General features: G+C 44.9%; 25 protein-coding genes. 10 read left to right on the forward strand and 15 right to left on the reverse strand.

From position 1 onward, the window contains the following. Positions 1-553 precede the first annotated feature (553 nt). Positions 554-733, forward strand: coding sequence for a hypothetical protein (locus tag FTV29_RS01575; RefSeq protein ID WP_005095450.1), 180 nt, complete (start codon positions 554-556; stop codon positions 731-733). Here the strand turns inward: FTV29_RS01575 and FTV29_RS01580 are convergent. The 3 genes from FTV29_RS01580 to FTV29_RS01590 all read right to left on the reverse strand — a co-directional run bounded on the left by FTV29_RS01580 (position 730) and on the right by FTV29_RS01590 (position 4,128). Beyond that, positions 730-1,218 carry a hypothetical protein gene (locus tag FTV29_RS01580; RefSeq protein WP_005095451.1) on the reverse strand — a complete coding sequence of 163 codons (489 nt, stop codon included), beginning with the start codon at positions 1,216-1,218 and terminating at the stop codon, positions 730-732. The two genes, FTV29_RS01575 and FTV29_RS01580, sit on opposite strands and share 4 nt — an antisense overlap. Positions 1,219-1,259: 41 nt before the next feature. Next, the gene (gene ptsP / locus FTV29_RS01585) at positions 1,260-3,557 is read right to left on the reverse strand and encodes a phosphoenolpyruvate--protein phosphotransferase (protein WP_005172856.1); all 2,298 of its coding nucleotides are present in this window, start codon (positions 3,555-3,557) and stop codon (positions 1,260-1,262) included. 88 nt (positions 3,558-3,645) lie between these two features. Then, on the reverse strand, positions 3,646-4,128 hold the full coding sequence (locus FTV29_RS01590; protein WP_005095455.1) for an RNA pyrophosphohydrolase: 483 nt from the start codon (positions 4,126-4,128) through the stop codon (positions 3,646-3,648). Positions 4,129-4,310: 182 nt separating this feature from the next. Between FTV29_RS01590 and FTV29_RS01595 the strand changes: the two genes are divergently transcribed. After that, a complete protein-coding gene (locus FTV29_RS01595; protein WP_005095456.1) occupies positions 4,311-4,961 on the forward strand; it encodes an HAD family phosphatase in 651 nt (216 codons plus the stop codon). Between the two features lie 169 nt (positions 4,962-5,130). Beyond that, the gene (locus FTV29_RS01600; RefSeq protein ID WP_005095458.1) at positions 5,131-5,379 is read left to right on the forward strand and encodes a DUF2789 family protein; all 249 of its coding nucleotides are present in this window, start codon (positions 5,131-5,133) and stop codon (positions 5,377-5,379) included. Positions 5,380-5,422: 43 nt separating this feature from the next. On the opposite strand, the gene ovoA is transcribed toward FTV29_RS01600, so the two are convergent. The 3 genes from ovoA to FTV29_RS01615 form a co-directional block, all read right to left on the reverse strand. Then, on the reverse strand, positions 5,423-7,597 hold the full coding sequence (ovoA, locus tag FTV29_RS01605) for a 5-histidylcysteine sulfoxide synthase (protein WP_159138784.1): 2,175 nt from the start codon (positions 7,595-7,597) through the stop codon (positions 5,423-5,425). A gap of 149 nt (positions 7,598-7,746) precedes the next feature. Beyond that, positions 7,747-8,622 (reverse strand): LysR family transcriptional regulator, encoded by an 876-nt coding sequence (locus tag FTV29_RS01610; protein ID WP_005095462.1) that lies wholly within the window; start codon positions 8,620-8,622, stop codon positions 7,747-7,749. A gap of 195 nt (positions 8,623-8,817) precedes the next feature. Beyond that, positions 8,818-9,054: a DUF2061 domain-containing protein gene (locus FTV29_RS01615; RefSeq protein ID WP_005172852.1), complete on the reverse strand. Its 237-nt coding sequence runs from the start codon at positions 9,052-9,054 to the stop codon at positions 8,818-8,820. A 261-nt stretch (positions 9,055-9,315) separates the two neighbouring features. On the opposite strand from FTV29_RS01615, the gene leuC reads away from it, so the two are divergent. From leuC to leuB, 4 genes are all read left to right on the forward strand, one after another. Beyond that, positions 9,316-10,749: a 3-isopropylmalate dehydratase large subunit gene (leuC, locus tag FTV29_RS01620; RefSeq protein WP_100329282.1), complete on the forward strand. Its 1,434-nt coding sequence runs from the start codon at positions 9,316-9,318 to the stop codon at positions 10,747-10,749. 81 nt (positions 10,750-10,830) lie between these two features. Then, the gene (leuD, locus tag FTV29_RS01625; protein WP_100329281.1) at positions 10,831-11,481 is read left to right on the forward strand and encodes a 3-isopropylmalate dehydratase small subunit; all 651 of its coding nucleotides are present in this window, start codon (positions 10,831-10,833) and stop codon (positions 11,479-11,481) included. 87 nt (positions 11,482-11,568) lie between these two features. Beyond that, entirely contained in the window at positions 11,569-12,132 is a 564-nt protein-coding gene (locus FTV29_RS01630; protein ID WP_159138783.1) for a hypothetical protein, read from the forward strand. A 42-nt stretch (positions 12,133-12,174) separates the two neighbouring features. Further along, positions 12,175-13,254: a 3-isopropylmalate dehydrogenase gene (leuB, locus tag FTV29_RS01635; RefSeq protein ID WP_005095472.1), complete on the forward strand. Its 1,080-nt coding sequence runs from the start codon at positions 12,175-12,177 to the stop codon at positions 13,252-13,254. 83 nt (positions 13,255-13,337) lie between these two features. On the opposite strand, the gene FTV29_RS01640 is transcribed toward leuB, so the two are convergent. The 3 genes from FTV29_RS01640 to infA form a co-directional block, all read right to left on the reverse strand. Beyond that, positions 13,338-13,742: a hypothetical protein gene (locus FTV29_RS01640; RefSeq protein WP_005172844.1), complete on the reverse strand. Its 405-nt coding sequence runs from the start codon at positions 13,740-13,742 to the stop codon at positions 13,338-13,340. A gap of 146 nt (positions 13,743-13,888) precedes the next feature. Continuing rightward, positions 13,889-14,269 carry a hypothetical protein gene (locus FTV29_RS01645; protein WP_159138782.1) on the reverse strand — a complete coding sequence of 127 codons (381 nt, stop codon included), beginning with the start codon at positions 14,267-14,269 and terminating at the stop codon, positions 13,889-13,891. 133 nt (positions 14,270-14,402) lie between these two features. Beyond that, positions 14,403-14,624, reverse strand: a complete 222-nt coding sequence (infA, locus tag FTV29_RS01650; protein ID WP_001284370.1) for a translation initiation factor IF-1 — start codon at positions 14,622-14,624, stop codon at positions 14,403-14,405. Positions 14,625-14,855: 231 nt separating this feature from the next. On the opposite strand from infA, the gene FTV29_RS01655 reads away from it, so the two are divergent. Continuing rightward, complete coding sequence (locus FTV29_RS01655) at positions 14,856-15,863, forward strand: AraC family transcriptional regulator (RefSeq protein ID WP_005172840.1); 1,008 nt, start codon at positions 14,856-14,858, stop codon at positions 15,861-15,863. Positions 15,864-15,976: 113 nt separating this feature from the next. On the opposite strand, the gene truA is transcribed toward FTV29_RS01655, so the two are convergent. The 5 genes from truA to asd all read right to left on the reverse strand — a co-directional run bounded on the left by truA (position 15,977) and on the right by asd (position 22,021). Continuing rightward, positions 15,977-16,774 carry a tRNA pseudouridine(38-40) synthase TruA gene (gene truA, locus FTV29_RS01660; protein ID WP_159138781.1) on the reverse strand — a complete coding sequence of 266 codons (798 nt, stop codon included), beginning with the start codon at positions 16,772-16,774 and terminating at the stop codon, positions 15,977-15,979. Between the two features lie 15 nt (positions 16,775-16,789). After that, complete coding sequence (locus FTV29_RS01665) at positions 16,790-17,758, reverse strand: asparaginase (RefSeq protein ID WP_005172835.1); 969 nt, start codon at positions 17,756-17,758, stop codon at positions 16,790-16,792. Positions 17,759-17,805: 47 nt separating this feature from the next. Continuing rightward, on the reverse strand, positions 17,806-19,116 hold the full coding sequence (locus FTV29_RS01670) for a fimbrial protein FimV (protein ID WP_159138779.1): 1,311 nt from the start codon (positions 19,114-19,116) through the stop codon (positions 17,806-17,808). A 67-nt stretch (positions 19,117-19,183) separates the two neighbouring features. Beyond that, positions 19,184-20,779 carry a hypothetical protein gene (locus tag FTV29_RS01675; RefSeq protein WP_159138778.1) on the reverse strand — a complete coding sequence of 532 codons (1,596 nt, stop codon included), beginning with the start codon at positions 20,777-20,779 and terminating at the stop codon, positions 19,184-19,186. 123 nt (positions 20,780-20,902) lie between these two features. Beyond that, complete coding sequence (gene asd, locus FTV29_RS01680; protein ID WP_005095490.1) at positions 20,903-22,021, reverse strand: aspartate-semialdehyde dehydrogenase; 1,119 nt, start codon at positions 22,019-22,021, stop codon at positions 20,903-20,905. A gap of 188 nt (positions 22,022-22,209) precedes the next feature. Between asd and FTV29_RS01685 the strand changes: the two genes are divergently transcribed. Together FTV29_RS01685 and FTV29_RS15070 are read left to right on the forward strand one after the other, a co-directional pair. Next, positions 22,210-23,340 (forward strand): endonuclease/exonuclease/phosphatase family protein, encoded by a 1,131-nt coding sequence (locus FTV29_RS01685; RefSeq protein ID WP_159138777.1) that lies wholly within the window; start codon positions 22,210-22,212, stop codon positions 23,338-23,340. 377 nt (positions 23,341-23,717) lie between these two features. Further along, positions 23,718-23,897, forward strand: a complete 180-nt coding sequence (locus tag FTV29_RS15070) for a GNAT family N-acetyltransferase (protein ID WP_252146087.1) — start codon at positions 23,718-23,720, stop codon at positions 23,895-23,897. A 196-nt stretch (positions 23,898-24,093) separates the two neighbouring features. Here FTV29_RS15070 and FTV29_RS01695 read toward each other — a convergent pair whose 3' ends face one another. Then, positions 24,094-25,029, reverse strand: coding sequence for a hypothetical protein (locus tag FTV29_RS01695; RefSeq protein ID WP_005095497.1), 936 nt, complete (start codon positions 25,027-25,029; stop codon positions 24,094-24,096). Between the last annotated feature and the right edge of the window lie 60 nt (positions 25,030-25,089).

Below are 25,089 nucleotides of genomic sequence, written 5' to 3' on the forward strand. Positions count from 1 at the left end.
TATTTTCAATATCTTGATATAAATACTGTTAGCGCACAAAGTGGAATTCACAGGATATAATTGAGTGATGTCACTCAAAAAATATTTTTAAAGTTAATAAAGTCTAAAATATTGAAAATTAAATGGTTACTTTTTAAAAGTAGCCGGTTTTCTACTCTTTGACAATATCAAATTCTCTATATTTTGGATAACTCAAATAATGAATCGGATTAAACGAAAATAACAATCTTTAAGTCCCTCATCTGTTTTTATCAAAGGATCAAACTAATAGATGAATCGTGCTGTTTAAAATAAATCTTATAACTGATTTATTTTAAATGCTTTTTTTGATCAGGTTTTGTCTGTGTGAAAAACATCATAAAGTGCTGAATGTAATCAGCATGTTTTCCGGCTATAGTGCTCATTTTTGTATACAGAATATCCTGCTTAAATGGTCTTTATTTTTAAAAAAAGCATTGGCAAATATGCTTGAAAATTGTCCAAAATGGCGTATCATTATTTTCCCACTCGCGTGGAAACTCACTAAAATCTAGTTAAAAGGCGAAAGTACAACATGGCCAAGAAGAAAACAGTCGAGCATGTGGTGATCCATAATTTTGTGGCAAAACACATGCATGAAGTCAACAAAAGTCAGGTTTTTGTAGACCGAAAGAAAAATGCAAAACGTGGCTACAACAAGCACAGACAAGGGCGATATTCTATGGAAGATCGCCCTTTTTTAATGGCAGCTTAAGATCTGTAAGGTGGTTGAGGATGACGCGTTGGCTGTTTGGGGTTGGTTCCAAGTGGAGAGAGCGGGGCAACGGGGCGGTTGCTACGATTTTGTGTATTTTGAGTGGAGCGCCGCGATGAATTTGTTGGCTCATCTCGTATAAAATCATTAAATAATTTATTCAGTCTTCCCTGATTTGGCTGTCCATAATGTGCAGGGTGAGGTTCAGTTCTGGCCTGCTGAAAACTGGCAAATTGATCTTTTTGCTGACGATAGAGTTTGGCCGCTATCACAGAGGGATCATTTCGGCCTAAACGCCGTCGCTGGGATGCTGAAATTTCGATGCCCAATAGAGGGGACATTTTAGGCCGATCGGCATAGCCGCTGGCAGGACGTGTATAAGATGAACCGGAATAATCCGCATTTTTCCGGGCCCGCAAGGCAGGTGCAATAATAACAATATAGAACACCGCAATGAGCATGAACAGGATAACCAGAAATTCCATAACCACCTCTACACTCGTCGAGGGACTGGAAAAGTCCCGGATTAGGCACTCACCATACGCGTGGCTGATTTCACCATATCACCCAAACCATGGGTTCTGAAATAATATTCCAGCCAGCTTTTTACCATCAGTGGATTGTCCATTTTTAACACATGCTGTAGCAATTCCTGTGCATCACTCATCGGCACGTGACAAATGGTTTTACGTACCTTCAGGATATTACTCGAACTCATTGACAGGGTATTAAAGCCCATGGCCATGAGCAAAACCGCAGACAGCGGATCACCTGCCATTTCACCGCAGATACTGACCGGTTTTTCATTACGATGACAGTCCTGCACCAGACGGGTCAGGGCACGCAGTACGGCAGGATGTAAATGTGAATAGACATTGGCAACCCGCGGATTATTGCGATCGACTGCCAAAAGATATTGAGTCAAATCGTTAGAGCCAACCGAGAAGAAATCGACCAGTTCGGAAAACTCATCAATCTGATGCAGCACACTCGGCACTTCCACCATGATGCCGAGTTTTGGCTTGTTCACTTTGACCTGTTCTTCTTCCTGAATCGCCGCATGATCACGTTCCAGTAAATAGAGGGCTTCTTCAACCTCACTGACACTGGTCACCATCGGCAACAGAATATGCAGGTTATTCAGTCCGATACTGGCTTTAAGCATGGCGCGAATTTGTGAAGAAAAAATTTCTGGATGGTCCAGGGTAAAACGAATGCCACGCCAGCCCAGTGCCGAATTTTCTTCTTCAATCGAGAAATACGGCAGGTCTTTGTCTGCCCCAATGTCCAGGGTACGCATCACTACCGGTTTATTGGCAAAGTGAGTGAGTTGCTGGCGATAAATCGCGCGCTGTTCTTCTTCGCCCGGGAAGCGGTCGCGTAGCATAAATGGAATTTCAGAACGGTATAAACCAACGCCTTTGGCACCACGTTGCACGCCACGGACCACATCGATCATCAGGCCGGTGTTGACGTATAGTTTTACCGCTACCCCATCTGGGGTAATCGCATCTTTGGTTTCGTACTGACGCAGATCTTTGGCGATCTGTTCTTCTTCTTTTTGAATTTCTTTATAGCGACTGCGCAAACGCCGTGGCGGATTGATGAAGACCCGGCCTTGATGCGCATCAACGATCATTTCTACATCATCCAGGGTATTAATTGGCAGTTCAGTCACACCGACCACAGTCGGAATGCCGAGGGCACGTGCCACAATTACCATATGCGAGTTCATGGCACCTTCAGTGGTGACAATCGCAGCAATTTTATCCACTGGCAGTTCAACCAGAGCTGCAGTGGAAATCTCTTCCCCTATCAGAATACTCTCATCGGTCAGCTCACGATGACTGGCATCAGCTTCCTGTAAACGCGCCAGAATACGGCGGCCCAAGTCTTTTAAGTCTGCCACCCGTTCACGTAAATAATCATCCTGCATCTGGGCAAACTGTGCCACATGACTATCAATCACGATGCGCACTGCACCCTGTGCCCAATGGCCTTCGCGAATGAGCGCCTTGATTTCTGCCGGCAGGGCATTTTCATCCAGCATCCGCAAGAATACGCTAAAGAGGGCGCGTTCTTCGGCCATCAGCGCATCCTGCATCTTGTCATCGAGCGACTGGATTTCTTCACGGACGGAGTTGAGGGCGCTGTCTAATAATTGTAGTTCTTCGCTGATGTCATCGGCTTCACGATCGGGAACGGCGGCCAGATCTGCTGGCGGGTAGAGAATCACGGCACGACCCAGAGCAATCCCGCCTGAACCGGACACACCCTGAAAGGTTTTATAGGCAGGCAGGTTATTTGGCTTGCGGAAGACATCAATATTGCCCACCGCATGGGCATGGGCAATCACGCCAGAGAGCTGCGCGCACAGTGTGACCAGAAATGATTCGGCGGCTTCAGAGAAATCCTGAGATTCTTTATTCTGAACCACCAGCACACCCATTACCTTACGGCGGTACATCACCGGGACGCCCAGAAAAGAGTTATACAGCTCTTCACCGGTTTCAGGCAGGAACAGGAAGCGTTCATGTTTGGGTGCATTGTCCAGATTGACAATTTCTTCACGCTGGCCGACCAGACCCACCAAACCTTCGCCAGTCTGTAACGATACGTGACCTACAGACTCAGCCTTCAGGCCCTTGGAAGCCATCAGCAGATAACGCTGGTTACGTTCATCCAGAAGGTAAATAGAGCAGACATCGACATGCATGGCGTCCGCGACATGCTTGACCATGATATCGAGGGATTCATGCAAACTGGCAGATGCATTGATCTCTTGAACAATACGTCTCAACGTGTCCAGTTGCATATTCGACATAAGGTCTGCTCCGTCTATTCAGAATTTCAGTGATACGTTTATTTATAACAATAGCCGACCAAAAAATCTGCATGATTTATGCGATTTTTTAAGGTTTTTGCTGGGGTAGCTGCTGACACAACTCCACCAGGGCTTTGCGATAAACATCACGTTTGAAATTCACGACTTGACCTAATGGATACCAGTAACTGACCCATTGCCATTGATCAAATTCCGGCGGATCAGACAGATTCAACTGAATATGCTGAACGGGGGCCGTGAGTTTGAGTAAAAACCACTTTTGTTTTTGACCGATGCACACCGGATCGGAGTCCGGTCGTATGTATCGATGCGGCAAACGATAGCGCAACCAGCCTTTGGTTTGCGCGATGATCTGGACGTGTTCGGGCAATAAGCCAACTTCTTCTCTCAGCTCACGATAGAGTGCCTGCTCAGGGGTTTCTCCATATTGGATACCTCCTTGTGGAAATTGCCATGCATTATGACCAATGCGTTTTGCCCATAAAACTTGTCCAGCATCGTTTGCCAAAATGATCCCGACATTTGGTCGGAAACCCTCAGAGTCGATCATTTGGCTACCTAAAAATTGTTTAATTTATACCTTTGCCATCGGGGAGCGTTATTTCTTTATCCAACTCGAAAAAAGCAAAGTTTAAAAATGTTAAAATTGCTATGATCTTAACGAATTTCTATCGACTAGCGGAGATAGATTTACAATTTTTTTCTTAAATTTCAGTTTTTACGAGTATTTTCATGAAATTGGCGCTATTTGATCTCGATCACACCTTGTTAAACACGGATTCGGATCATTCTTGGGGAGAGTTTCTGGTCAGCGAGGGCCTGGTCGATCCGGTGCAGCATCGTGCCATGAATGACAAGTTCTATGACGACTATAAAAAAGGTCAGTTAGACCCCTATGCCTATAATGAATTTGTGTTCCAGTTTCTGACCCAACATGAGCATGCTTATTTAACCGAGTTGCACCAGCTGTTTATGCAAAAGGTGATTCGCCCGCAAATGCGTCCAGAAGGTTTTAAGGCCATTCAACGGCATAAAGACGCCGGTCATGCTCTGGTCGGAATTACCGCGACTTCGGATTTTATTACTGCACCAATTTTTCGTGAATTCGGCATTACTGAAATTATTGCCACCAATGCTGAAGTACTCGATGGCAAATATACCGGAAAAGTGATCAATACCGCGTGTTATCAACAAGGCAAGCTGGTGCGTCTGGAACAGTGGCTGCAAGGTCGCGATGTGACCGAGTCTTGGGCCTATTCAGATTCGATTAATGACCGTTTCTTGCTGGAATATGCCGATCATGCCATTGCGGTGAATCCGGATGACCGCCTTGAAGTTTTAGCCAAAGCGCAGGGCTGGAACATACAGGACTGGTCGATTTAACTGATTGCCTTTTATCCATCTGATTGATCCAGCACAACTTCGGTTGTGCTTTTTTATCTGCCCGAATTCAATGTAAGTGTTAATGTTTTTTCACAGTCCGCTTGCCTCGGACATGTTATGCTCAAAAAACAGGACATGAAAATAATGGAAAAGTTTGAGGTGTAATGCTATGACTCACGTTCGACCGCGTATGACACATCTGTTTCAGCAGCTTGGCTTGGATGCCACTCAGGAAGGCATTGAAAAGTTTATTCACGAACATCAACTGCATAAAGATCTGACTTTACTCGATGCACCGTACTGGTCAGAAGCACAACGTCAGTTTCTAACCGAAAAAATTGCATCTGATGGTTCATGGGCCATTGTGGTGGATCAACTCAATGAATCCCTGCATGAAAACTCAACCAGTGAAGGATGAAATAAAAGCCAATCGAATGATTGGCTTTTTTAGCTTGAAGGCTTTAGTGAGTGCGTCGCCAGATGCTGACTTGCGACAAGCTATGTTGATATTTTCTGGCGGTTTCACGAATAACAAAAGGCACATCCTGAGGCTGGGTCACCAGCTCAAAATGAGCCTTTAATATTTCCGAGATTCCCTCCAGTGTAGTGACCTCTCTGTCTGCCTGCTTGAAGCCGCCCAGCCATTCATCACGTGCAGTATGTTCTTCCAGCCAGGTATAAGGCGAACTGAGCAGTAGAATTCCACCCATATTTATCCGTTGATGGATCTGCATCAAAAAGTCTTTGGGATGATGCAGCCGGTCGATCAGATTTGCCGCCAGAATAAAATCATAGCCACTAAAATGTGCTTTCAGATTACAGGCATCGGCCTGAAAAAATTCCACTTTAGAGGCAAGCTGATCCAAAGCGAAATCCTCAAGCGAGCAGATTTTCTCTTCGCTTAATTCACCTTCTGTGGGGAGCTGATAACGGATTCGGTGACCTTGGGCCAGAAAGACGGCTTGCTGAATAAAGCGTGCAGAAAAATCCAGACCGGTGACCTGATCAAAATAGTGTGCCAGTTCAAAGCTGGCGCGGCCAGTAGCACAGCCAATATCCAGAGCACTTTTACATGCAGTTTTCCGGAAATACGGCTGTGCCAGCTGCACCAATGTTTTGGCAAAATTGGCGATGCCAAAGTATTCGGCGCCGTACTGAAACTCCAGATATTGAGACACCAACTGGTCACTTTCATACTGTGAAGGAAACTGTTGCAAGGCTTGATCAGAGGCGACATAGCGGAAGCCAGCGTGTTGAAAGAAATGCCGTCTAAAAGCATAACGTGAACTGTGCAGGGCTTCATTGCCTGCTGAAATCCAGGAGCCACCTTTAATAATATTATGCCGTCCATCAAAGGTCGGGGTGCTAAAATCATCATAAAGAGGATGCACCTGAAAGCCATGAAACGGATAGATTGGCGTTTCAGTCCATTGCCAGACATTGCCCTGAATATCATAGAAATCGCCCTGCTGAAAATGATCGACCGGGCAGGAACTGGTGCCATATTTCAATTCGATATTGGCCTGTTCAGGACTGGGTAAATCTGGATCCAGGTCTGAAACCGCATACAGGCGATACCATTCATCTTCGGTGGGCAGGCGGATGGTTTTTTCAAGCTGTTGCGATTTCCACTGACAAAAGGCTTTGGCTTCATGATAATTTACTTCTACCGGCCAATCCCAGGGCATGGGGACTTCTTCCAGCATCAGGCGCAGTGACCAGCCGAGTTCAGTCTTGCACCAAAAACACGGATGAGTCGCTTGTGAAAATTGTAGCCAGCCTAAGCCTTCTTCACTCCAGTAGTGTCCGGTCTGGTAGCCATCTGCTTCGACAAAGGCCAGAAACTCCTGATTCGACACCAGATATTTTGCAGCTTCAAAGGCTGCAACTTCGGCTTCATGCTGGCCGTATTCATTGTCCCAGCCATAAAAAGGATGGTTAAAATCTTTCTGTAGATGTATCTGGCCTTCAGGCACAGCAATCAAACTATTTTCCGGGGCAATGCCGGTAATGATATTGGCACGCCACTGCGGATGCTGGTGTACATGTTCTAAAGCATGCTGACGAATCAGCACCGATGACGTTTCCAGATGAATCCGTTCATGCTCGATGCCCATAATCAGCGTCCACCACGGATTGTGCCAGTTTAAGGGCAGATTCAGCGGGGCATGCTCAACAATGTTCAAGATCAGGGCGCGCACTTGATGCCGATAATCCCGGACTGCCTGCACAGTCGGCCAGTCATAATGTACTTCATCCAGATCATCCCAACTCATTTCATCAACCCCGATCGCAAAAATACTCTCAAAATGCGGATTCAGACGTTCAGTAATGAGTTGGCTCAGCAGCAGTTTATTGACAAAAAAAGTCGCGGTATGACCAAAATAAAAAATCAGCGGATGACGCAAATTAATTGGCTTGATAAAAAAAGCATCTTCATGCTTGAGGCATTCAAATAACTGCTCATAGGTATCAAAGGTATTCAGGAAGTAGTCACGCAGGCTGTGTCGCGCTGTCTGTTCGTCGGCAAAATCAAGCGCAGGGGTAGGCAACAGCATCGGTTTGGCCGAAAGCCATAGGCTGCTGGTATTTGTTTTATCTTGAGAGAAGGGTTTTAGGGGAGAATCGAGCTGCATCCGTCAGGCTCCATCGAATAATTTTAAGTATTCCTCTGCATCGCAAAAGAATAGATTTATCTTAAAAATACGCGAAAGAAATCCCCAGATGGGTGTATTTAGGTAACAAAATGCTGCACTGTTTTGAATGCAGCATTTTTAGAAATGAATTAAAGAGGCAGGGAACTACTTTGCATAAGTTGAACCAGAGCTTGCGCCGCTTTGGACTGAGTACGACCCGGATGCCAGACCATGCCCAGCCGGCGGTTCATTTCCAGATTGATATCCAGCTGATGCAGATCGTGATTGACCAGAGTTTTTGGCAGCACAGACCAGCCGAGACCAATGGATACCAGCATGCGGATTGATTCCAGCGGATTATTGCTCATGCTGACTTTTGGTTTAATGCCCTGTTTTTCAAACTCGGCCAAAGTAATCTGTGAGGTATAGGTCTGTGAAGACGGTAACAGACTCGGGTAATTCAGCAAATCTTCCAGACACAGATTTTTTTGCTGGGCCAGTGGATGAAAGGGTGCAACTACAAAGACCAGAGGATCATTCCAGATGGTGACATAATTCAGACGCGCATCGCCCCGTGGCGGCAAGGTTAAAAATGCCAGTTCCAGATCGCCGGCAATGACTTGTTCGTGCGCCTGCTCGGAATCGACAAAATGTACATCCAGCCTTACATCCGGATATTCCTGTACATAACGGCGCAAATGACTCGGAAGATGATGCAGGCCAATATGATGACTGGTGCCGATTTTCAATTTTCCCTGTACCTGACCCTGTTCATGGCTCAAGGTATAATGAATATCACCGAGTTCATTCAGCCAGTTTTTCACTTTAGGCAATAGCGAATGCGCGGCATGGGTGGCTTGTACACCACGTCCGGCGGATTCAAACAGTTTGACCCCAAAATATTCTTCCAGACTGTGAATACGTTTGGTGACGGCAGGTTGAGTAATAAAAAGCTGATCTGCGGCCAGAGAAATCGAACCAGTTTCCATGACTTTTACGAAGGCTTCAAAAGCTGCGAGATTCATCTTAATCACCTATAAAGAATTTTTATGTGTAGTTATATTATTGTTATTTTTTAAGAATAAATCAAAGCATAATTCGCTTGCTTATATTGCATTGCTGCATTACTAAACATTTTCAAAGCCTTGGGATTTAAATAGCGCCAAAAAAAGACCCTCTTGGATGAGATGGTCTTTGGTCAGGAACATCGACAGAAAAGATCAGGCGGTGATGTCCTCATTCTGCTGTTCGATATTGCGCTCCCAGATTTTTTCGTGGAAGAAGAACGCAACTGCCTGTACTGTGGGTTCCAATAAACTTAAGGCAATTGCCATGGCCAAACTGCCAGTCACCAAATAACCGACAATCATCGCCACCGTGATGTGCATAATGTAATAGCTGAAGGTCTTTTTAAACATACGCTGGTTATTGTCTACAAAACGTTGGATATGTGCCATGCCGAAGTTCCTCAAAATATAAATCTCTGTCTATGCAGGAATAATAATAATTCTCATTTAATTTGTAAAAACGAATATTTTTAATAAATTGATCGGAAAAGTAGATTTATGGGAATGCAGTGAAAGCATGATTTTATTCAGCTTTTGAAAGATTCCAAAAAGTTTTTTAACTAATAAAAATGATAAATTAGATTTATGTGACAGCAGCGATATAATCAAAATCAGAGCAAGAATTTACCCAGTCCAGTGGAGTACATCGACATGGCAGGCGCAACCCAAACAGCAAAAACATTATATGATAAATTGTGGGATGACCATTTAGTAACACAACGTGATGATGGTTCTGCCTTACTGTACATCGACCGTCACTTATTACATGAAGTAACGTCGCCACAGGCATTTGAAGGTTTACAACTCGCCGGGCGCAAGCCATGGCGTTTAAGCGCAAACATTGCTACACCAGATCATAACGTACCCACCTCGAAAAAAGAGCGTGAACAGGGTGTTGCCGGCATTGAAGATGAAACTTCGCGCATCCAGGTACAAACCTTGGACGACAACTGCAAGACCTTTAATATTGTTGAATTTGATATTAATGATATCCGTCAGGGGATTGCGCATGTGGTTGGGCCTGAGCAAGGTTTAACCTTGCCGGGCATGACCGTGGTCTGTGGTGACTCACATACTGCGACCCATGGTGCTTTCGGTTGTTTAGCGCATGGTATCGGTACTTCAGAAGTTGAACATGTATTGGCGACCCAATGCCTGGTTCAAAAGAAGATGAAAAACATGTTGGTACGCGTTGACGGTCAGTTGGGTCAGGGCGTGACACCGAAAGATGTGGTCTTGGCGATTATCGGCAAGATTGGTACAGCAGGGGGTACTGGTCATGCGATTGAATTTGGCGGTCAGGTGTTCCGTGACATGTCGATTGAAGGTCGTATGACCGTGTGTAATATGGCAATCGAAGCCGGTGCACGCGTAGGTATGGTCGCTGTCGATGACAAAACCATCGAATATGTTAAAGGCCGTCCTTATGCACCGACTGCAGAACAGTGGGATCAGGCCGTAGTGTATTGGAATACCTTACATTCGGATGAAGATGCACACTTTGATACAGTTGTGGTCTTGCAAGGCGAAGAGATCGAGCCGCAAGTGTCTTGGGGAACCTCTCCTGAAATGGTGATTCCAGTGTCTCAGGCAGTACCAACTTTGCAACAAGCCAAAGACGAAGTACAACGCAATGACTGGAACCGTGCTTATCAATATATGGGTTTAAATGCCGGGCAGGCCTTGGCTGAAATTCAATTAGACCGTGTCTTTATTGGCTCATGCACCAACTCGCGTATTGAAGATATTCGTGCTGCGGCTGAAGTGATCAAAGGTCGTAAAGTCGCGGCAAGCATCAAGCAGGCGATGGTGGTTCCGGGTTCGGGTCTGGTCAAGGCCCAGGCAGAAGCTGAAGGCCTGGATAAAGTGTTTGTAGAAGCCGGCTTTGAATGGCGTGAACCAGGTTGTTCAATGTGTCTGGCAATGAATGCTGACAAGTTACAACCGGGCGAGCATTGTGCATCGACGTCTAACCGTAACTTTGAAGGTCGTCAGGGCAATGGCGGTCGTACGCATCTGGTCAGCCCTGCAATGGCAGCCGCCGCGGCAATTGCCGGTCACTTTGTTGACGTGCGTAGTTTCTAAAAATCCCCCTCAGTCCCCCTCTTTAATAAAGAGGGGGTTAGGGGAGATTTAAAGTGATGACATTCTTTAGGAATAAAGACAATGAAAAAATATACCGTTGAACAAGGTATCGTTGCACCATTAGACCGGGCCAATGTCGATACCGATTTAATTATTCCAAAACAGTTTTTGAAATCGATCAAACGTAGTGGTTTTGGTGCGAATTTATTTGATGAATTGCGTTATCTGGATGAAGGCTATTTGGGTCAAGACAACTCAAAACGACCTTTAAACAAGGATTTTGCATTAAACCAACCTCGCTATCAAGGCGCGAGCATTTTGATTTCACGCGCCAACTTTGGTTGTGGTTCTAGTCGTGAACATGCGCCATGGGCATTGGAAGAATACGGTTTCCGTACCGTGATTGCACCAAGCTATGCCGACATTTTCTATAACAACAGCTTTAAGAATGGCATGTTGCCTGTGATTTTGTCTGAAGAGATTGTTGATCAGTTATTCAAAGAATGCTTTGCAACTGAAGGTTATCAACTCACCATCGATTTGAACGCACAAGAAGTACGCACACCAAATGGTGAAAGCTTTCAATTTGAAGTCGATCCATTTCGTAAGCATTGCCTGTTAAATGGTCTGGATGATATTGGTTTAACTTTACAAGCTGCGGATGACATTCGTGCTTATGAGGAAAAAACCAAACAATCACGTCCATGGGTATTTGCCGAAATTCAGGGCTAAATCAGCGAAAATTGTCATAGCATGACTGCGATGCCCTTGCTAATATCGGAAGATTATTGGGTTTTTTGATTGGGTAAGACAGACATTATGGCGAATTATTGGAAACAGTGGCTTGCTTTAAGTACGGTGTCGGTGCTGATGACTGCATGTCAAAGCATCGATACCATGAAGCTCAAACATGCCAAAGAAAATGCCGAAAGCAAAAACAATGCGCTGATTTACTGTAAAGGAACATCGGATTGCCAGTTCGAGCGCTTAAACCAGACCATCATTGTCAATAACGACAATGGCCGCCTCAGTGATGCGGCGCGAAAGCAAAAACTGGTACGTTTGCAGGCTAAGAATTTGAATCAGGCCAATCCGATTTACTTGTCAGTACCCGCAGGACAGCATGAATTAGTCGTCCGTTTTTATCCAATCAGTAAGGATAAAGCGGAAATTTTACATGTGTTTCATCTCTTTCAGGCCAACAAAACTTATACCTTGAAAATGTTCCGCGACCGTAGTGCGCGTAGCAGCAGTTTATTAAATGCCTCTGCACCTGATCCGCTTTGCGTGGATTTATTGCAAGAGCAAAAAACCATTCGTCGTTTTTGCAAACCTTATAATGTGGTCAACGGCATTGCAGAGTTTGTAGAAAAGAAAATTTAACCTTTGTCAGGTCTGAATCTGACGCTTTAAACGGAAAATCTCATGTCTAAACAAATTTTGATTTTAGCTGGTGATGGCATCGGTCCTGAAATTGTCAAAGCGGCAGAGCAGGTACTGGATCGTGTAAATGAAAAATTTAATCTCGATTTGACATGGGAGCAGGGTTTACTCGGTGGTGCGGCAATTGATGCCCACGGTTCACCATATCCTGAAGTGACCTCGGAACAGGCCAAAAAAGCCGATGCAATTTTATTAGGCGCCGTCGGCGGGCCAAAATGGGATACGATCGAGCGCTCAATCCGTCCGGAACGCGGTTTATTGAAATTACGTAGCGAACTCAACCTGTTTGCCAACTTGCGCCCAGCGATTCTCTATCCACAATTGGCTGATGCTTCAAGTCTGAAACCTGAAATCGTGGCAGGTCTGGATATCCTGATCGTGCGTGAATTGACGGGTGGTATTTATTTTGGTCAGCCACGTGGGATCCGTGAACTGGAAAATGGCGAGAAGCAAGGTTATAACACGGATGTGTATTCAGAATCTGAAATCAAACGCATTGCCAAAGTTGCCTTTGAAATGGCGAAGCTGCGCGGTGCCAAGGTCTGTTCAGTGGATAAAGCCAACGTACTTGAAGTCACTGAGTTGTGGAAACAAACCGTTACTGCGTTGAAAGAAGAACAGTATCCAGAAATTAACTTGTCACATATGTATGTCGACAATGCTGCGATGCAACTGGTGCGCGCGCCAAAACAGTTTGATGTGATTGTCACCTCTAACCTGTTCGGTGATATCTTGTCTGACGAAGCAGCGATGCTTACCGGTTCAATCGGCATGTTGCCATCAGCCTCGCTAGATGAAAATGCTAAAGGCATGTATGAGCCTTGTCATGGTTCAGCCCCTGATATTGCGGGTCAAAACCTGGCGAACCCATTGGCCACAATTTTGTCTGTTGCGATGATGCTACGCTACACTTTCCGTGAAGAAGCTGCAGCCAAAGCGATTGAAGATGCCGTAGGCAATGTTTTGGATCAAGGCTTGCGTACAGCAGATATTATGTCTGAAGGCATGCAGAAAGTCGGTACAGTTGAAATGGGTCAGGCAGTGGTTGCTGCATTGAACTAAGTCTGTTTTGATTAAAAAAATGATTAAAAAACGCAGCCTTGGGCTGCGTTTTTTTATCTCAGATTTCTCGTATCTGGCTCAGGTTAACAGGTTCGACCTGTAGTACGAACTGCGGTTGCAATATTATCTTTGAGTAAGAAGGTGATCTTACATTGCAGATTGACGTCATAGCCACCTGAAGGACTCACAGGAACCGGAATAGGTACAGCACCGCCTGCTGCCGGAAACTGTGCTACAGGCAAAGGAATTGCAACAGGGCGCTGTACCACATAGCTTAATTGCTGGGCACTGAGTTCAGGCCCACTGACCTGCTGATAACCTAAACGTTTCAGATCCAGAGTTTGATCGATCAGCTGGCTGCTTTGTCCAACAAACTGCTGCAAATAGGCTTCGCGGTCAGATTGGCCCATATTGGGGGAATGTGCACAGCCCGCTATTAAAACACTGGCCAAAATACCGAGCGATAGTTGGAGATAGGAAAATCGCATCATTTCACTCCTGCACAGGAACGACTCATCAATAGTGTAGGCAGGAAGTGTGATTGGTATTGTTGTAATTTGACACGCGGTACAGATGGGGGCGAGAGCTAGCTCAACATCAATCCATCAAAGAAATTGGACTACAGGATGACAGCTTAACAAGCCCTGCCGCTATAGCGAACGGATTGGATAATTTCATCTTTCAGCTCAAACCGGATTTGGCATTTCATCTCGATGCTATAACCGCCATTTGAGGGCGTAGGCATTGGTGCACCGATCGAGATACTCTGACTAATATTCGGTGTGCCCATCGGAATATTCATATCCCGAAAAATAGTATAGCTGAGAAACTCTGCTGTCTGAATCGGTTGCTGGGCGGTTTTAAATCCCATTGCACTCAGATCAAGCTGGCTGCGAACCTGTGCGGCAGTTTGACCGACATAGTGTTGTAGCGACTGATTTAGGTGATGTTTGCCGCCTGTGGCACAGGCGACGAGGATTAAGCTGCACAGCAGGACCAAGCACTTCATATTCATGGTTTTTAGACATGTTATTTTAATTAAATGAATAGTCGTGAGTTTATAGTTCAGTGTCAAATTATTTTATTGTTCAATAAAAAATTAAAGCAATAAAAAAGCCACTAAAAGTGGCTTTTGCTTGCGCTAAAACTTAGCGTGCACGATAGGTGATACGACCTTTGGTCAAATCATAAGGTGTCATTTCAACCTTCACACTGTCGCCAGTTAAAATACGGATATAGTGTTTACGCATTTTACCAGAGATGTGGGCAATCACTTCGTGACCGTTCTCTAAACGTACACGGAACATAGTATTAGGAAGCGTCTCGGTGACAACGCCTTCGAACTCGATGAGTTCCTCTTTATTGGCCATAGCCTACCTGAATGAATAAATTGGAAAGGCGCAAATTATAGTCAATTTTTTTGCAAAATACAAGGTGAAACGGGTGTTAGACTGATCATCTGTCAGTAAAATAAGCGAACGATCAGGATAAACTTTTTAACTAAAAAAATGTCGGTTTCTGTTGTCAGTTTGGTCAATCGCAGTTAATCTAAAATTAATCTTTTTAAGTATAAATGAAGTACATACAAGGAAGGCTTTTGAGTGAGTCAGCTAACGGATGCATCAGTCGTATTGCGTTTGGGCTATCAGGCGATTCGTCGTGCGGGTTTGCCGACAGAAGAACTTTTGACCAAAGCAGGAGTTGCTTTAAATCAGGTCGAGGCCAATGACCGTACGCCGCTGAGTGCCCAGTATGCCTTTTGGGTGGCAGCTGAAGAAGTCAGTAAGGACCCGGATATTGGTTTGCATCTGGGCGAACATTTACCACTGTATCGTGGTCAGGTGATTGAACACCTGTTTGTTTCATCTGAAAATTTTGGTGAGGGACTGAAACGTGCCTTGGCCTATCAACGACTGATCAGCGATGCCTTTGCTGCCAAGTTGGTGATTGAAGATGATCGCTGCTATTTAACCAATGGCGAGCAGCCTTTTGCTGAAAGTCTGGTCAATCGTCATTTTACCGAGTGTGCCATGTCGGGTGTACTGCGTTTCTTTAAATTTATTACCGAAGGACGTTTTGAACCGATTTATATCGATTTTAATTTTTCCAAAGGTGCTCCTGATGAGGAATATTTCCGGGTTTATGAGTGTCCGGTCAGCTTAGGTCAAAAAGAAACCCGACTTTATTTCGATCCAAGTATTCTAGAGTTTCCGCTGTGGCAGGCTGAACCAGAGCTTTTACAATTACATGAGCAGCTTGCAATTGAAAAACTGCAGGAACTGGCGCGTTATGATCTGGTCGGTGAAGTTCGTCGTGCGATTGGCTCTACTTTGGAAAGTGGCGAAACCACACTGGAAACTGTAGCTGCACAGCTAAACATCACGCCACGCCGCCTAAGAACACAACTGAGTGAAGCACATACCAGCTTTCAACAGATTCTGTCGGATTATCGCTGTCGTCTGGCCAAGCGTTTGCTGGCGAGTACCACTGAAAGTGTTGAAAGAATTGTCTATCTGACCGGATTCTCGGAACCAAGTACGTTTTATCGTGCCTTTAAACGCTGGACCAATGAAACGCCAGTGGAATATAGGAAACGCAAGCAGCGTTAAATGACCTCCCTGAGTCCCTCCTAAAAGGAGGGATTTTTCATTACGGCATTTGCGTAGGTTGTCGTTCCTCCCTTTAGCAAAGGGAGGTTAGGAGGGATTCAAAAATTAAGCTTTTAATTCGGCAGATTCAGCCAATGCGGCCCCAACGGTAATTTAGGCAATTCAAACTGCTCCGGATAGTCGGCATGAATAAAATATAAACCATCGGCAGGCGCAGTCACGCCAGCAGCTTTGCGGTCTTCGGCCGCGAAAATACTATCAATATGATCGGCAGCATACATGCCCTGACCAATTTCCAGTAGGCAGCCCATGATATTACGCACCATATGATGCAGAAAGCCATCGGCCTGAATATCCAGTACCAGATACTGACCATGCTGAATCAGACGGCAATGGCTGACATGGCGTACCGGTTGATTGGATTGGCAGGCAGCAGCACGGAAGCTTTCAAAATTATGTGTACCTTCAAACTTTTTCGCAGCCAGCATCATCTGTTCAATATCGAGTGGAGCATAGACATGGGTGACCTGTTTATGCAGCAAGGCAGGTCGCACAGGATGATTATAGACCACATAGCGGTAACGGCGTGCCTGAGCCTTAAAGCGGGCATGGAAGCTGTGATCCATCTCTTTGATCCACTGAATCGAGATATCTTTGGGCAACTGGCTATTGCAACCCATCAGCCAGCCACGTTCAGAACGAATGGCATCGCTATCAAAATGTGCCACCATATTGGTCGCATGTACCCCCGCATCGGTACGTCCGGCACCATGTAGGCTAATCGGTTGATCGGCAACCCGGCTCAGTACCTTTTCAATGGTTTCCTGCACACTTGCAACACCCGGCTGTTGAGTCTGCCATCCTCGATAATGCATCCCACAAAACTCAATTCCCACCGCAAAACGCTGCATAATGACCTCAAAACCTTATTGATCGTACCAATGACGATGCCATTGCTCTACAGTGTCATATTGTAAATACATTTTCAGGGCTTTTGCATACAGATCCGCATGGCCATAACTTTCATTCAGCAGAATTTTGCAGTGATTGACCCATTCTGCAATGGCATAGCGCTGATCTGTCGCGCCAAAAGGCACCTGGGTGGTCAGTACAGAGAGACAGCCTTGGTCATAGAGTTGATCAATGAGTGCGATCAGGGCCTCATTGACAGCGAGATTACCCGTGCCAAAACCTTGCAGAAATAAAAAATGCGGTGGTCTGGCTAATAAGCTGTGCAGGTTGTTCAGTTGCTGGGCCAGATCAATCGGTTGCATCATGATACTCATGCAGTTAAATCCAGCGGCTTTCCTAATATCTTCAGCTTTGACTTGATAACACTGCTGACTGGCCTGGATTGTAATATTGGCCTCAAGACCTGAGAAGGCATTTAACTCGGTGGTATGCTGTTTGAGTGCCGTCTGGGCATGCATTAGTTGATGATGAAAAGCCAGATAGACCCCTGCGGTACACATGCTGACAGAATCTAGGGCGAATCTCAGATTATCCAGCGCATCACTAAATTCGCGCTGCTTATTGCCCTGAGCATTCAGCAGCGGATATTGACTACCAGTCAGTACCACATGTGCCGAGTTGCCGAGAAAATGTGCCAGGACTGCACTGGCATAACTCAGCGTATCTGTACCGTGAATAATCACAAAATATTGGATCTTTCGAGATTGTAGTTCTTGAATAAACTGCACCAATTGCAGCCAGTCCGCTGCTGTACAGGCACTACTGTCTTTAATGGCTGGTGCGCGATGGCATTCAACGAAATATTGGTCTGCGAGTATCTGTTCGAGCTTGGGAATAAATAAATCCGCAGACATCGGGGCAAGTGGATCGCCGACACAGCCGAATGTGCCACCCATATAAATTAATGCAATATTTTTCATCATAAAAAAAGCAGCCAACCCTTGACTGCTTTAGTGTAAATCGAAATGCATCAAGATGCGATTTGATTCAGTAATTGCTCTGCGCGTTGCTGTTGCTCGGCCGTATATTCAGCTTCTCGCTCTGCAATGATCTCACGTGCGGCAACATAGGCACCGAGCTGAATATATTGCTGCGCAAGATCCAGATTCAGACTGGCCTCATTGATGTCCAGTAATTCCGGGAAAGATTGTACCAGTGGATCATGCTGGTCTGTGGCTGTTTGAACTGATGTAGCAGGAATGTCGAAAGTAACACCTGTTGCAGCAGGTTTAGTTTCTGCATGATCTAATTTAAAGTCTAGGCCTGATGAAAGGTCTGTCTGTGTCGCAGATTCACTCACAGGTGCAGCAGCAGAAAGACTAGACAGATCAAACTCAATTGCTGGTTCTGAGGTTTTTTCGGCGACAGGCGCTGGAGTTCCTATAGAAAATGAGAAATCCAGAGGCTTGATCTCTTCAGATACAGCAGCCGCTGTTTCTACTGGAGCAGCCTGCTGCAATTCCAGTTTAAAATCTAAAACAGGTGCAGTTTCTGTTGCTGCCGTAGGTGTAGTTTGCACAACAGCAGATGAAGTATCTTGAAATTCAAAATCTACAGCAGGTACCGGAGTTTCTTCAGATTTTGGCGCTACGACCGGCGTAGTTGTCGGTTCAAAATTAAATTCAAGTGGCTGAATATCCGCAACAGGCTCAATTGCTGGAGCTGGCTTGCTTGGTTGAAACTCTTGTTGCAACTGTTCAAATGCCTGCTCATTTGAAGGAGCGGGAGCGACCAGATCAGCAAAGGCATCGGAAGATGCCGAGGTTTCCTGTACAGATGAAGTTTTAAGCTGTGCACTTGGGAAATCAATCGTATCTTGAACAGCAGATAAAGATTGATCAAATTCACGCTGTTTGGCTTCAGCTTGCGCCAGAATCTCATCTAAATTTAAAGAACGGATATGGTTGAGCAGTTGTGAAATCGCAAACTCATCTTTCTGTAAGATATGAATATCTAACAACAGCAGATAGAGCTCATGCTGGGAATTGTCGCGATTCAATGCCTGGTTAATCTGAGCTTCGGCCGCAAAAAAATTACGTTCCTGAATCAGGCCTTCAATTTTTTTACGCGTTTCTGCGGATAATGGCGTTGCTGATTTTTTTGCGACCCCGACTGGCTCAACTACTTTGGTTTTTTGTGGGGCAGTTTTTGAAGCAGAGCCAGGTTTTTTCGCTTTTACAGTTTTAGTTTTTGCTTTATCTGATTCTTGAGCATCTTGTCGTTTTTTGACGACAATTAATACGATGATCAATATCACTAATGGAATCACATAAATCAGCATGTTTTACCCCTTGAGGATAGAGTGTATTCAATGTTCACTCATCCCAATAAATCGTCATGTGTAACTTTTAATTAATTGGCTTCTTATCTGCTTGTTGGGCTTTAAGCTGTTGTTGCAGCTGGGCCAGACGCGCATTTAATAATTGAATTCTGTGATCCTTCTGATTGAGTGCCAATTCTAATTCGGTTACGTTTCTCTGTAATTTAACGGTTTTTTCTCGGGCTGTCATAACTTTTAATGACAATTCCTTCGATGTTTGATTGTGTTCTGTGTTCTGGTTTGCAGAAAGCTGTCCGGAATCGTGCTGGTTCTCAGCAACCAGACTCATTTCAGCCTGATTCAGACGGTATTTAGTTTTGGTAGCAGGCTGAGAAGGTGCCTGTGTCTGCTTGGCGGCGGTGACTTTGATCGGAGCAGTTACAGTACTCATCATAGCTAAATTCAGTGCTGCACCTTTACGTAAACGATTGGCATTTCCTCCGATAAAGGCATGTTCATTGTTTTGCTTGATTTGCTGCATCACTTCATTAACCGGACGTTGCTGTTCTGCTGCAATTCGTGATGCGATTCCCCACAGCGACTCATTGGACTGAACCATATAAGTGGGTTGAGCTTGGGCTGAGGCACTCTTGGCTGGTGTAACTTTTGTTGTAATTGGAGCTGGGGTCTGTACAGGAGGAGTTGAGCCAGCCGATTTTCTGGCCTGTTCCTCGGCAAATTTCTTGACCAATGGATCGCTGGAAGCGCTTTGATGTTCAGAACCAGTCTCAGCCGGTTTTTGCATAGATACTTTATTTTGCTCTGGAGAAACATGATCTGCTGATAACTTGCTCGCTGGCGTATTTGCAGATACAGACTGTGCCGGCGTTGGTTTTACTGTAACAACAGGCGAGGATGGAATCGGCTGCGAAGTATGATGCGTTGAATCTGAAGTGGCCGATGCTGGAGTTTTAACCGTAGTTTGAGTATTGGCAGCAGTTACAGACTCGCTTTTAATTGTAGGAGCGATAGATTGCGCCGGAATCGATGGTGCTGCTGGCGCGAGTGTAGCTTGAGGAATTGAACTGCTAGACAATGTCGGCGGACTAACATGTTGCACAGCCAGCGGCTTTTCTAAAACCGGTTGCTTATTTGAAGTGGCTGGAGAGCTGTTGTAATGGGTAGTCACTGGCAGGTTTAAAGCAATATCTTTTTCACTGACCATGACAACTGGCGCAAGTGGGCGTTCATTCTGTTTTAGACTGGCTTTTAATAAATCGGTTTTCGCTTGCAAAGGCGTGCGGATATGTTGCAAACGTGCAGCATTGCCTTCCTTAATTTTGACAATGATATTCAGTTCCCGATCGGTTATTGGTCGAGACGATGTAATGGTAATGACTCCGGTGCCATTACTACTACGCCGGGTGAAAAAGTTCAGATGACCAGGCGGTTGATGTGATGCACCCATCGAGATTAAATCTTCAGGCGAAGCCAGACTCACCTCAATCGGTAAATTCATATCAGATTGTCGAAAGGTCATTTCAGCATAGAGTAACTCTCCAGGCGCAGACTGGATCTGAACCGGATCTACGTTAATCGCATAAATATTCTGTGAAGCAACAATGGCTAAAATGGCAAGCTTTAATTTGTTATATACAGTCATCTTAATTGTGAGCTCAGTCATTATCGCATAGCGAAAATTATAGATTAACGGGATGTTTCTTTTTTGTAAAATACTTACGCAATAGTTACATAAAAAAGCCGATCAATAAAGATCGGCTTTTTGTTTTATATCCATCTCGGGATATTAAACGTTTTTATAATCAATCAGGATGCGCAGCATACGGCGTAATGGTTCAGCAGCGCCCCAAAGCAATTGGTCACCGACAGTGAATGCACCCAAGTATTCTTTACCCATGTTGAGCTTGCGCAGACGACCCACTGGAACCGATAACGTACCTGTCACTGCAACTGGAGTCAGGTCAGTCATCGAGGCTTCACGGGTATTCGGAACCACTTTAGACCAGTCATTGGCACGTGCAATGATGTCTTCGATTTCATCCAGAGGCACGTCTTTACGCAGTTTTAGCGTCAATGCCTGAGAGTGGCAACGCATGGCACCAATACGCACACAGTGACCATCAATCGGCACGATCTGCTGGTTGCCCAGAATCTTGTTGGTTTCAACCTGGCCTTTCCACTCTTCTTTCGACTGGCCGCTTTCCAGTTGCTTGTCGATATAAGGAATCAGTGAACCGGCCAAAGGCACACCGAAGTTGCTGGATGGGAAGCCTTCACCGCGTTGTAATTCAGCAATTCTCGAATCGATATCCAGAATTGGAGAGCGTGGATCATCGAGTAATTCTTTGGTGTTATTGTATAAATAACCCATACCGCTGATCAGTTCACGCATGTTTTGCGCACCCGCACCAGACGCTGCCTGATAGGTCATAGACGTTGCCCATTCCACCAGATTGTTCTGGAACAGACCACCTAGACCCATCAACATCAAGGAAACCGTACAGTTACCGCCGACAAAAGTTTTGGTGCCTTTTACCAAACCGTCTTTGATCACATGCATATTGACCGGATCAAGTACAATGATGGCTTCATCATCCATACGTAAGGTCGATGCTGCATCAATCCAGTAACCATTCCAGCTTTCAGCTTTCAGTTTCGGGAAAACCTCAGAGGTATAGTCGCCACCTTGACAGGTAATAATGACATCCATCTGCTTCAGACTGTTAATATCTGATGCATCCATAAGTGCTGGGGCAGTCTTACCACCAAATGCTGGCGCTTCACCGCCTGCATTACTGGTAGAGAAATAAAATGGCTCAAAATGAGCAAAATCATTCTCTTCAACCATACGTTGCATTAGGACGGAACCGACCATCCCGCGCCAACCGACCAGACCTACTCTCATGTCACTTTGCCTCGGTGCGTTAAAAATTCTAAAGGGATTCGAGTGTATCAAAAAGGGACTCAACTGCAAGTGCTACACAATCAAAACATCAATATTCTTGAGCGAAATATCTGCTTTATGATACATACAAAATTGATAACGTCATTTTTCTTTCAGAAAAAATAATAACTTAATTAAGAGCACGCTTTATGATATGGGTTATCCAAATTGTGGCAATCATTGTCATTTGGTTAAGTTTCTGGTCACTGATCCCACGCGATGAATGGTGGATTCGAGGTGCGGATTTTCCACGCTTACAAATTCTGGTCTTGGGCTTTATTGCCTTTATTCTTTTTCTTCTGGTTGATCATCCCTGGAACTGGTTGAATCAGCTGCTTTTTGTCGGGCTGATGGCAGCTTTGGCCTATCAGTTGAAAATGGTATTGCCCTATACCTTTATCTGGAAAAAACAGGTCAAGCAGGTCAAGCATGATCAGCTGGATCCGCAACGTCAGATTTCCCTGGTCGTTTCCAATGTACTTACTACCAATACCAAATATCATTTACTGATCGAGCAGATCCAGATTCATCAGCCAGATCTGGTTTTGACTCTGGAAACCGATCAAAACTGGCAAAATGCACTCTCGGTGATTGAAGCTGATTATCCTTATCGCGTGCCTGTGCCTTTGGATAATCTGTATGGCATGCATCTATATAGCAAGCTCGAATTGAGTGAAACTGAGGTTAAATTTATTCTGAGTGACGAAATTCCCTCAATTCATACCACAGTGATTTTACGCTCGGGACAGCCAGTACAGCTCTACTGTCTGCATCCCAAACCACCCAGCCCGACCGAGGCCAAGGATTCTACCTTGCGTGATGCTGAACTGCTGATTGTCGGTGATCAGATTAAGGATCTGGATGAAAGCTGTATCGTCATGGGCGATCTGAATGACGTGGCCTGGTCACGTACCACACGCCTATTTCAACGCATTAGTGGGCTGCTAGATCCGCGGGTAGGGCGTCATTATGTGAATACTTTTCACGCAGATTATCCTTTTTTTCGCTGGTCGCTGGATCACGTCTTTCACAGTACCGATTTTGCCTTGGTACATATGGAACGTTTACCGCATGTAGGCTCTGACCATTTTCCGGTCTTTCTGGTTTTACAAACTGGTCGGGTATTCGAGCATATTCAGGAAGAATTAGAACAAACTGATGAAGATGAGCAAGAAGCACAAAAAGCCATTGAAGAAGGCATTCAGAAAGCAGAGAAAGAGGAAAAAATAGTCACTGATGAAGTTGCTATGGCATATAAAGAAGGAGGCAAAATCTCTTAACTTTTTAAGAGAAAAGTGTAAGAGATTGCTTACATCAGTTTGCGCTTCTTGCGGATGGGCAATCATGAGCAATCCAGGTATTCTAGGTTTATCAGCACAGGGAGTCGAGAAAGGATATTCTCATAAGGAAGACGAAGCTGAATGAAAACATCATGGATATGATGCTGAAAGGGAAATCACAAAAAATAGAACCAATTATAATAGATGAAAGCACAACCTCATTAACCCGGGTTTTACAGGATGTAGAACCCGGGTTAAATTATTTTCAGAGTGAATTTTTTTAAATATTTAATTGATTATTAAAGATAATTTTAGGCTTAAAGCTATATTTTTACAGTGCAGAATGGAAAATGTTATTGCCAGTGATGACTCAGTGAATGGATCAGAAATACTTCAGCTCTATCGTGCCAATCCATGGTCTGGTCACTGCACGTATAAATGGTCAGCTGGTCGGACTGGCGAATGCGATTTCAGATGGCTTTCTGGGGGTGTATTTCCCACACTTATTGATTGATCCGGACTGGCAACGACAAGGCATTGGTCGGCGGATCATGTAAAATATGTGGTAATGTTATTCAGGATTTCATCAGCAGATTTTAGTGGCCGATCAGCAGACAATAGGATTTTTATCAGGCTTTAGGCTTCACGCGTGCGGGACTAACGGAAGCTATGTAGATCTATCAAGGTACAGATCATCAACAGGATTTTAAACTATAGGAGCTGTAGCGATTTAAAGTCTAGGATCAAACAGATTTAGTAAATTTCCTTATAACCTTCAGGGCGAGTTTTAAAACGGCGGTGGAACCACATATATTGGGTCGGTGCGATGCGTAGCTGCTGTTCAATTATCAGATTCACGCGAGTAGCATCCTCGACTTCATTCTCACTAGGGAAATTCTCCAGTGCCGGTTCAATCAGTACATGGTAGCGTGGATTTTTGATATCGCCATGACGATAGAAATATAAAGGAATCGCAGCAGCTTTGGTCATTTTCAGTAAACGACGGTGCGCGGTGACGGTTGCCGCCGGTACACCAAAGAAAGGTGCCATCACCCCTTGTTTTAAACCATAATCCTGATCCGGACTGTACCAGATTGCATGGCCTTTTTTCAGATTACGTACCAGACCGCGCATATCATCATGATCAATTTGATGGGCATAAATCGTGGCGCGACAACGGTAAATCAGCATGTCCAAAAGTGGATTATTCTGTGGGCGATACACCACATCCGGTTCAAAATATTGTGCACACAGATATCCACCAGCATCCAGTAAGGTCGAATGCGTGCCTAGTAACAGCATACCCCGGCCTTCGGCTTGAGCATTCTGAATATGTTCCAGTCCTTCAATACTGACGCGATCCTGAAACCATTTCGGACTGTACCAGGCATTTAAGGTTTCAAAAACCCCCAGCATTTGATCGATAAAAACCTGACGCGCATTGTCCTGTATTTGCTCGGCAGACCATTCAGGAAAACAGACTTCCAGATTGCGCAGTGTGGTGTCGCGACGTGAGGGCAGATACTTAAAAGACAGATGGCCCAGCAGATAGGCCAGACGATACTGAATGGCCCACGGTAAAATCGCCAAAATCATCAGGAAAATAATACCCAGCCAATTGCCCCAGTATCGAGGTAACAGGAATGACCATTGAAATTCGCCGGGTTGATATGCAGGCTGGGTACTCATAGAACAATATAGGGCTAAAAGATTAAGTGCAGTCTAACAGAGAAGATTCTTGAAATAAAA

It is taken from the genome of Acinetobacter sp. YH12254 (assembly GCF_013417415.1).
Taxonomy (GTDB): domain Bacteria; phylum Pseudomonadota; class Gammaproteobacteria; order Pseudomonadales; family Moraxellaceae; genus Acinetobacter; species Acinetobacter pseudolwoffii.

Coding starts and splice junctions, on each gene's coding strand:
- FTV29_RS01575 (WP_005095450.1), top strand. CDS start 554: ATGGCCAAGAAGAAAACAGTCGAGCATGTGGTGATCCATAATTTTGTG.
- FTV29_RS01580 (WP_005095451.1), bottom strand. CDS start 1,218: ATGGAATTTCTGGTTATCCTGTTCATGCTCATTGCGGTGTTCTATATT.
- ptsP (WP_005172856.1), bottom strand. CDS start 3,557: ATGTCGAATATGCAACTGGACACGTTGAGACGTATTGTTCAAGAGATC.
- FTV29_RS01590 (WP_005095455.1), bottom strand. CDS start 4,128: ATGATCGACTCTGAGGGTTTCCGACCAAATGTCGGGATCATTTTGGCA.
- FTV29_RS01595 (WP_005095456.1), top strand. CDS start 4,311: ATGAAATTGGCGCTATTTGATCTCGATCACACCTTGTTAAACACGGAT.
- FTV29_RS01600 (WP_005095458.1), top strand. CDS start 5,131: ATGACTCACGTTCGACCGCGTATGACACATCTGTTTCAGCAGCTTGGC.
- ovoA (WP_159138784.1), bottom strand. CDS start 7,597: ATGCAGCTCGATTCTCCCCTAAAACCCTTCTCTCAAGATAAAACAAAT.
- FTV29_RS01610 (WP_005095462.1), bottom strand. CDS start 8,622: ATGAATCTCGCAGCTTTTGAAGCCTTCGTAAAAGTCATGGAAACTGGT.
- FTV29_RS01615 (WP_005172852.1), bottom strand. CDS start 9,054: ATGGCACATATCCAACGTTTTGTAGACAATAACCAGCGTATGTTTAAA.
- leuC (WP_100329282.1), top strand. CDS start 9,316: ATGGCAGGCGCAACCCAAACAGCAAAAACATTATATGATAAATTGTGG.
- leuD (WP_100329281.1), top strand. CDS start 10,831: ATGAAAAAATATACCGTTGAACAAGGTATCGTTGCACCATTAGACCGG.
- FTV29_RS01630 (WP_159138783.1), top strand. CDS start 11,569: ATGGCGAATTATTGGAAACAGTGGCTTGCTTTAAGTACGGTGTCGGTG.
- leuB (WP_005095472.1), top strand. CDS start 12,175: ATGTCTAAACAAATTTTGATTTTAGCTGGTGATGGCATCGGTCCTGAA.
- FTV29_RS01640 (WP_005172844.1), bottom strand. CDS start 13,742: ATGCGATTTTCCTATCTCCAACTATCGCTCGGTATTTTGGCCAGTGTT.
- FTV29_RS01645 (WP_159138782.1), bottom strand. CDS start 14,269: ATGAATATGAAGTGCTTGGTCCTGCTGTGCAGCTTAATCCTCGTCGCC.
- infA (WP_001284370.1), bottom strand. CDS start 14,624: ATGGCCAATAAAGAGGAACTCATCGAGTTCGAAGGCGTTGTCACCGAG.
- truA (WP_159138781.1), bottom strand. CDS start 16,774: ATGCAGCGTTTTGCGGTGGGAATTGAGTTTTGTGGGATGCATTATCGA.
- FTV29_RS01665 (WP_005172835.1), bottom strand. CDS start 17,758: ATGATGAAAAATATTGCATTAATTTATATGGGTGGCACATTCGGCTGT.
- FTV29_RS01670 (WP_159138779.1), bottom strand. CDS start 19,116: ATGCTGATTTATGTGATTCCATTAGTGATATTGATCATCGTATTAATT.
- FTV29_RS01675 (WP_159138778.1), bottom strand. CDS start 20,779: ATGACTGAGCTCACAATTAAGATGACTGTATATAACAAATTAAAGCTT.
- asd (WP_005095490.1), bottom strand. CDS start 22,021: ATGAGAGTAGGTCTGGTCGGTTGGCGCGGGATGGTCGGTTCCGTCCTA.
- FTV29_RS01685 (WP_159138777.1), top strand. CDS start 22,210: ATGATATGGGTTATCCAAATTGTGGCAATCATTGTCATTTGGTTAAGT.
- FTV29_RS15070 (WP_252146087.1), top strand. CDS start 23,718: ATGGATCAGAAATACTTCAGCTCTATCGTGCCAATCCATGGTCTGGTC.
- FTV29_RS01695 (WP_005095497.1), bottom strand. CDS start 25,029: ATGAGTACCCAGCCTGCATATCAACCCGGCGAATTTCAATGGTCATTC.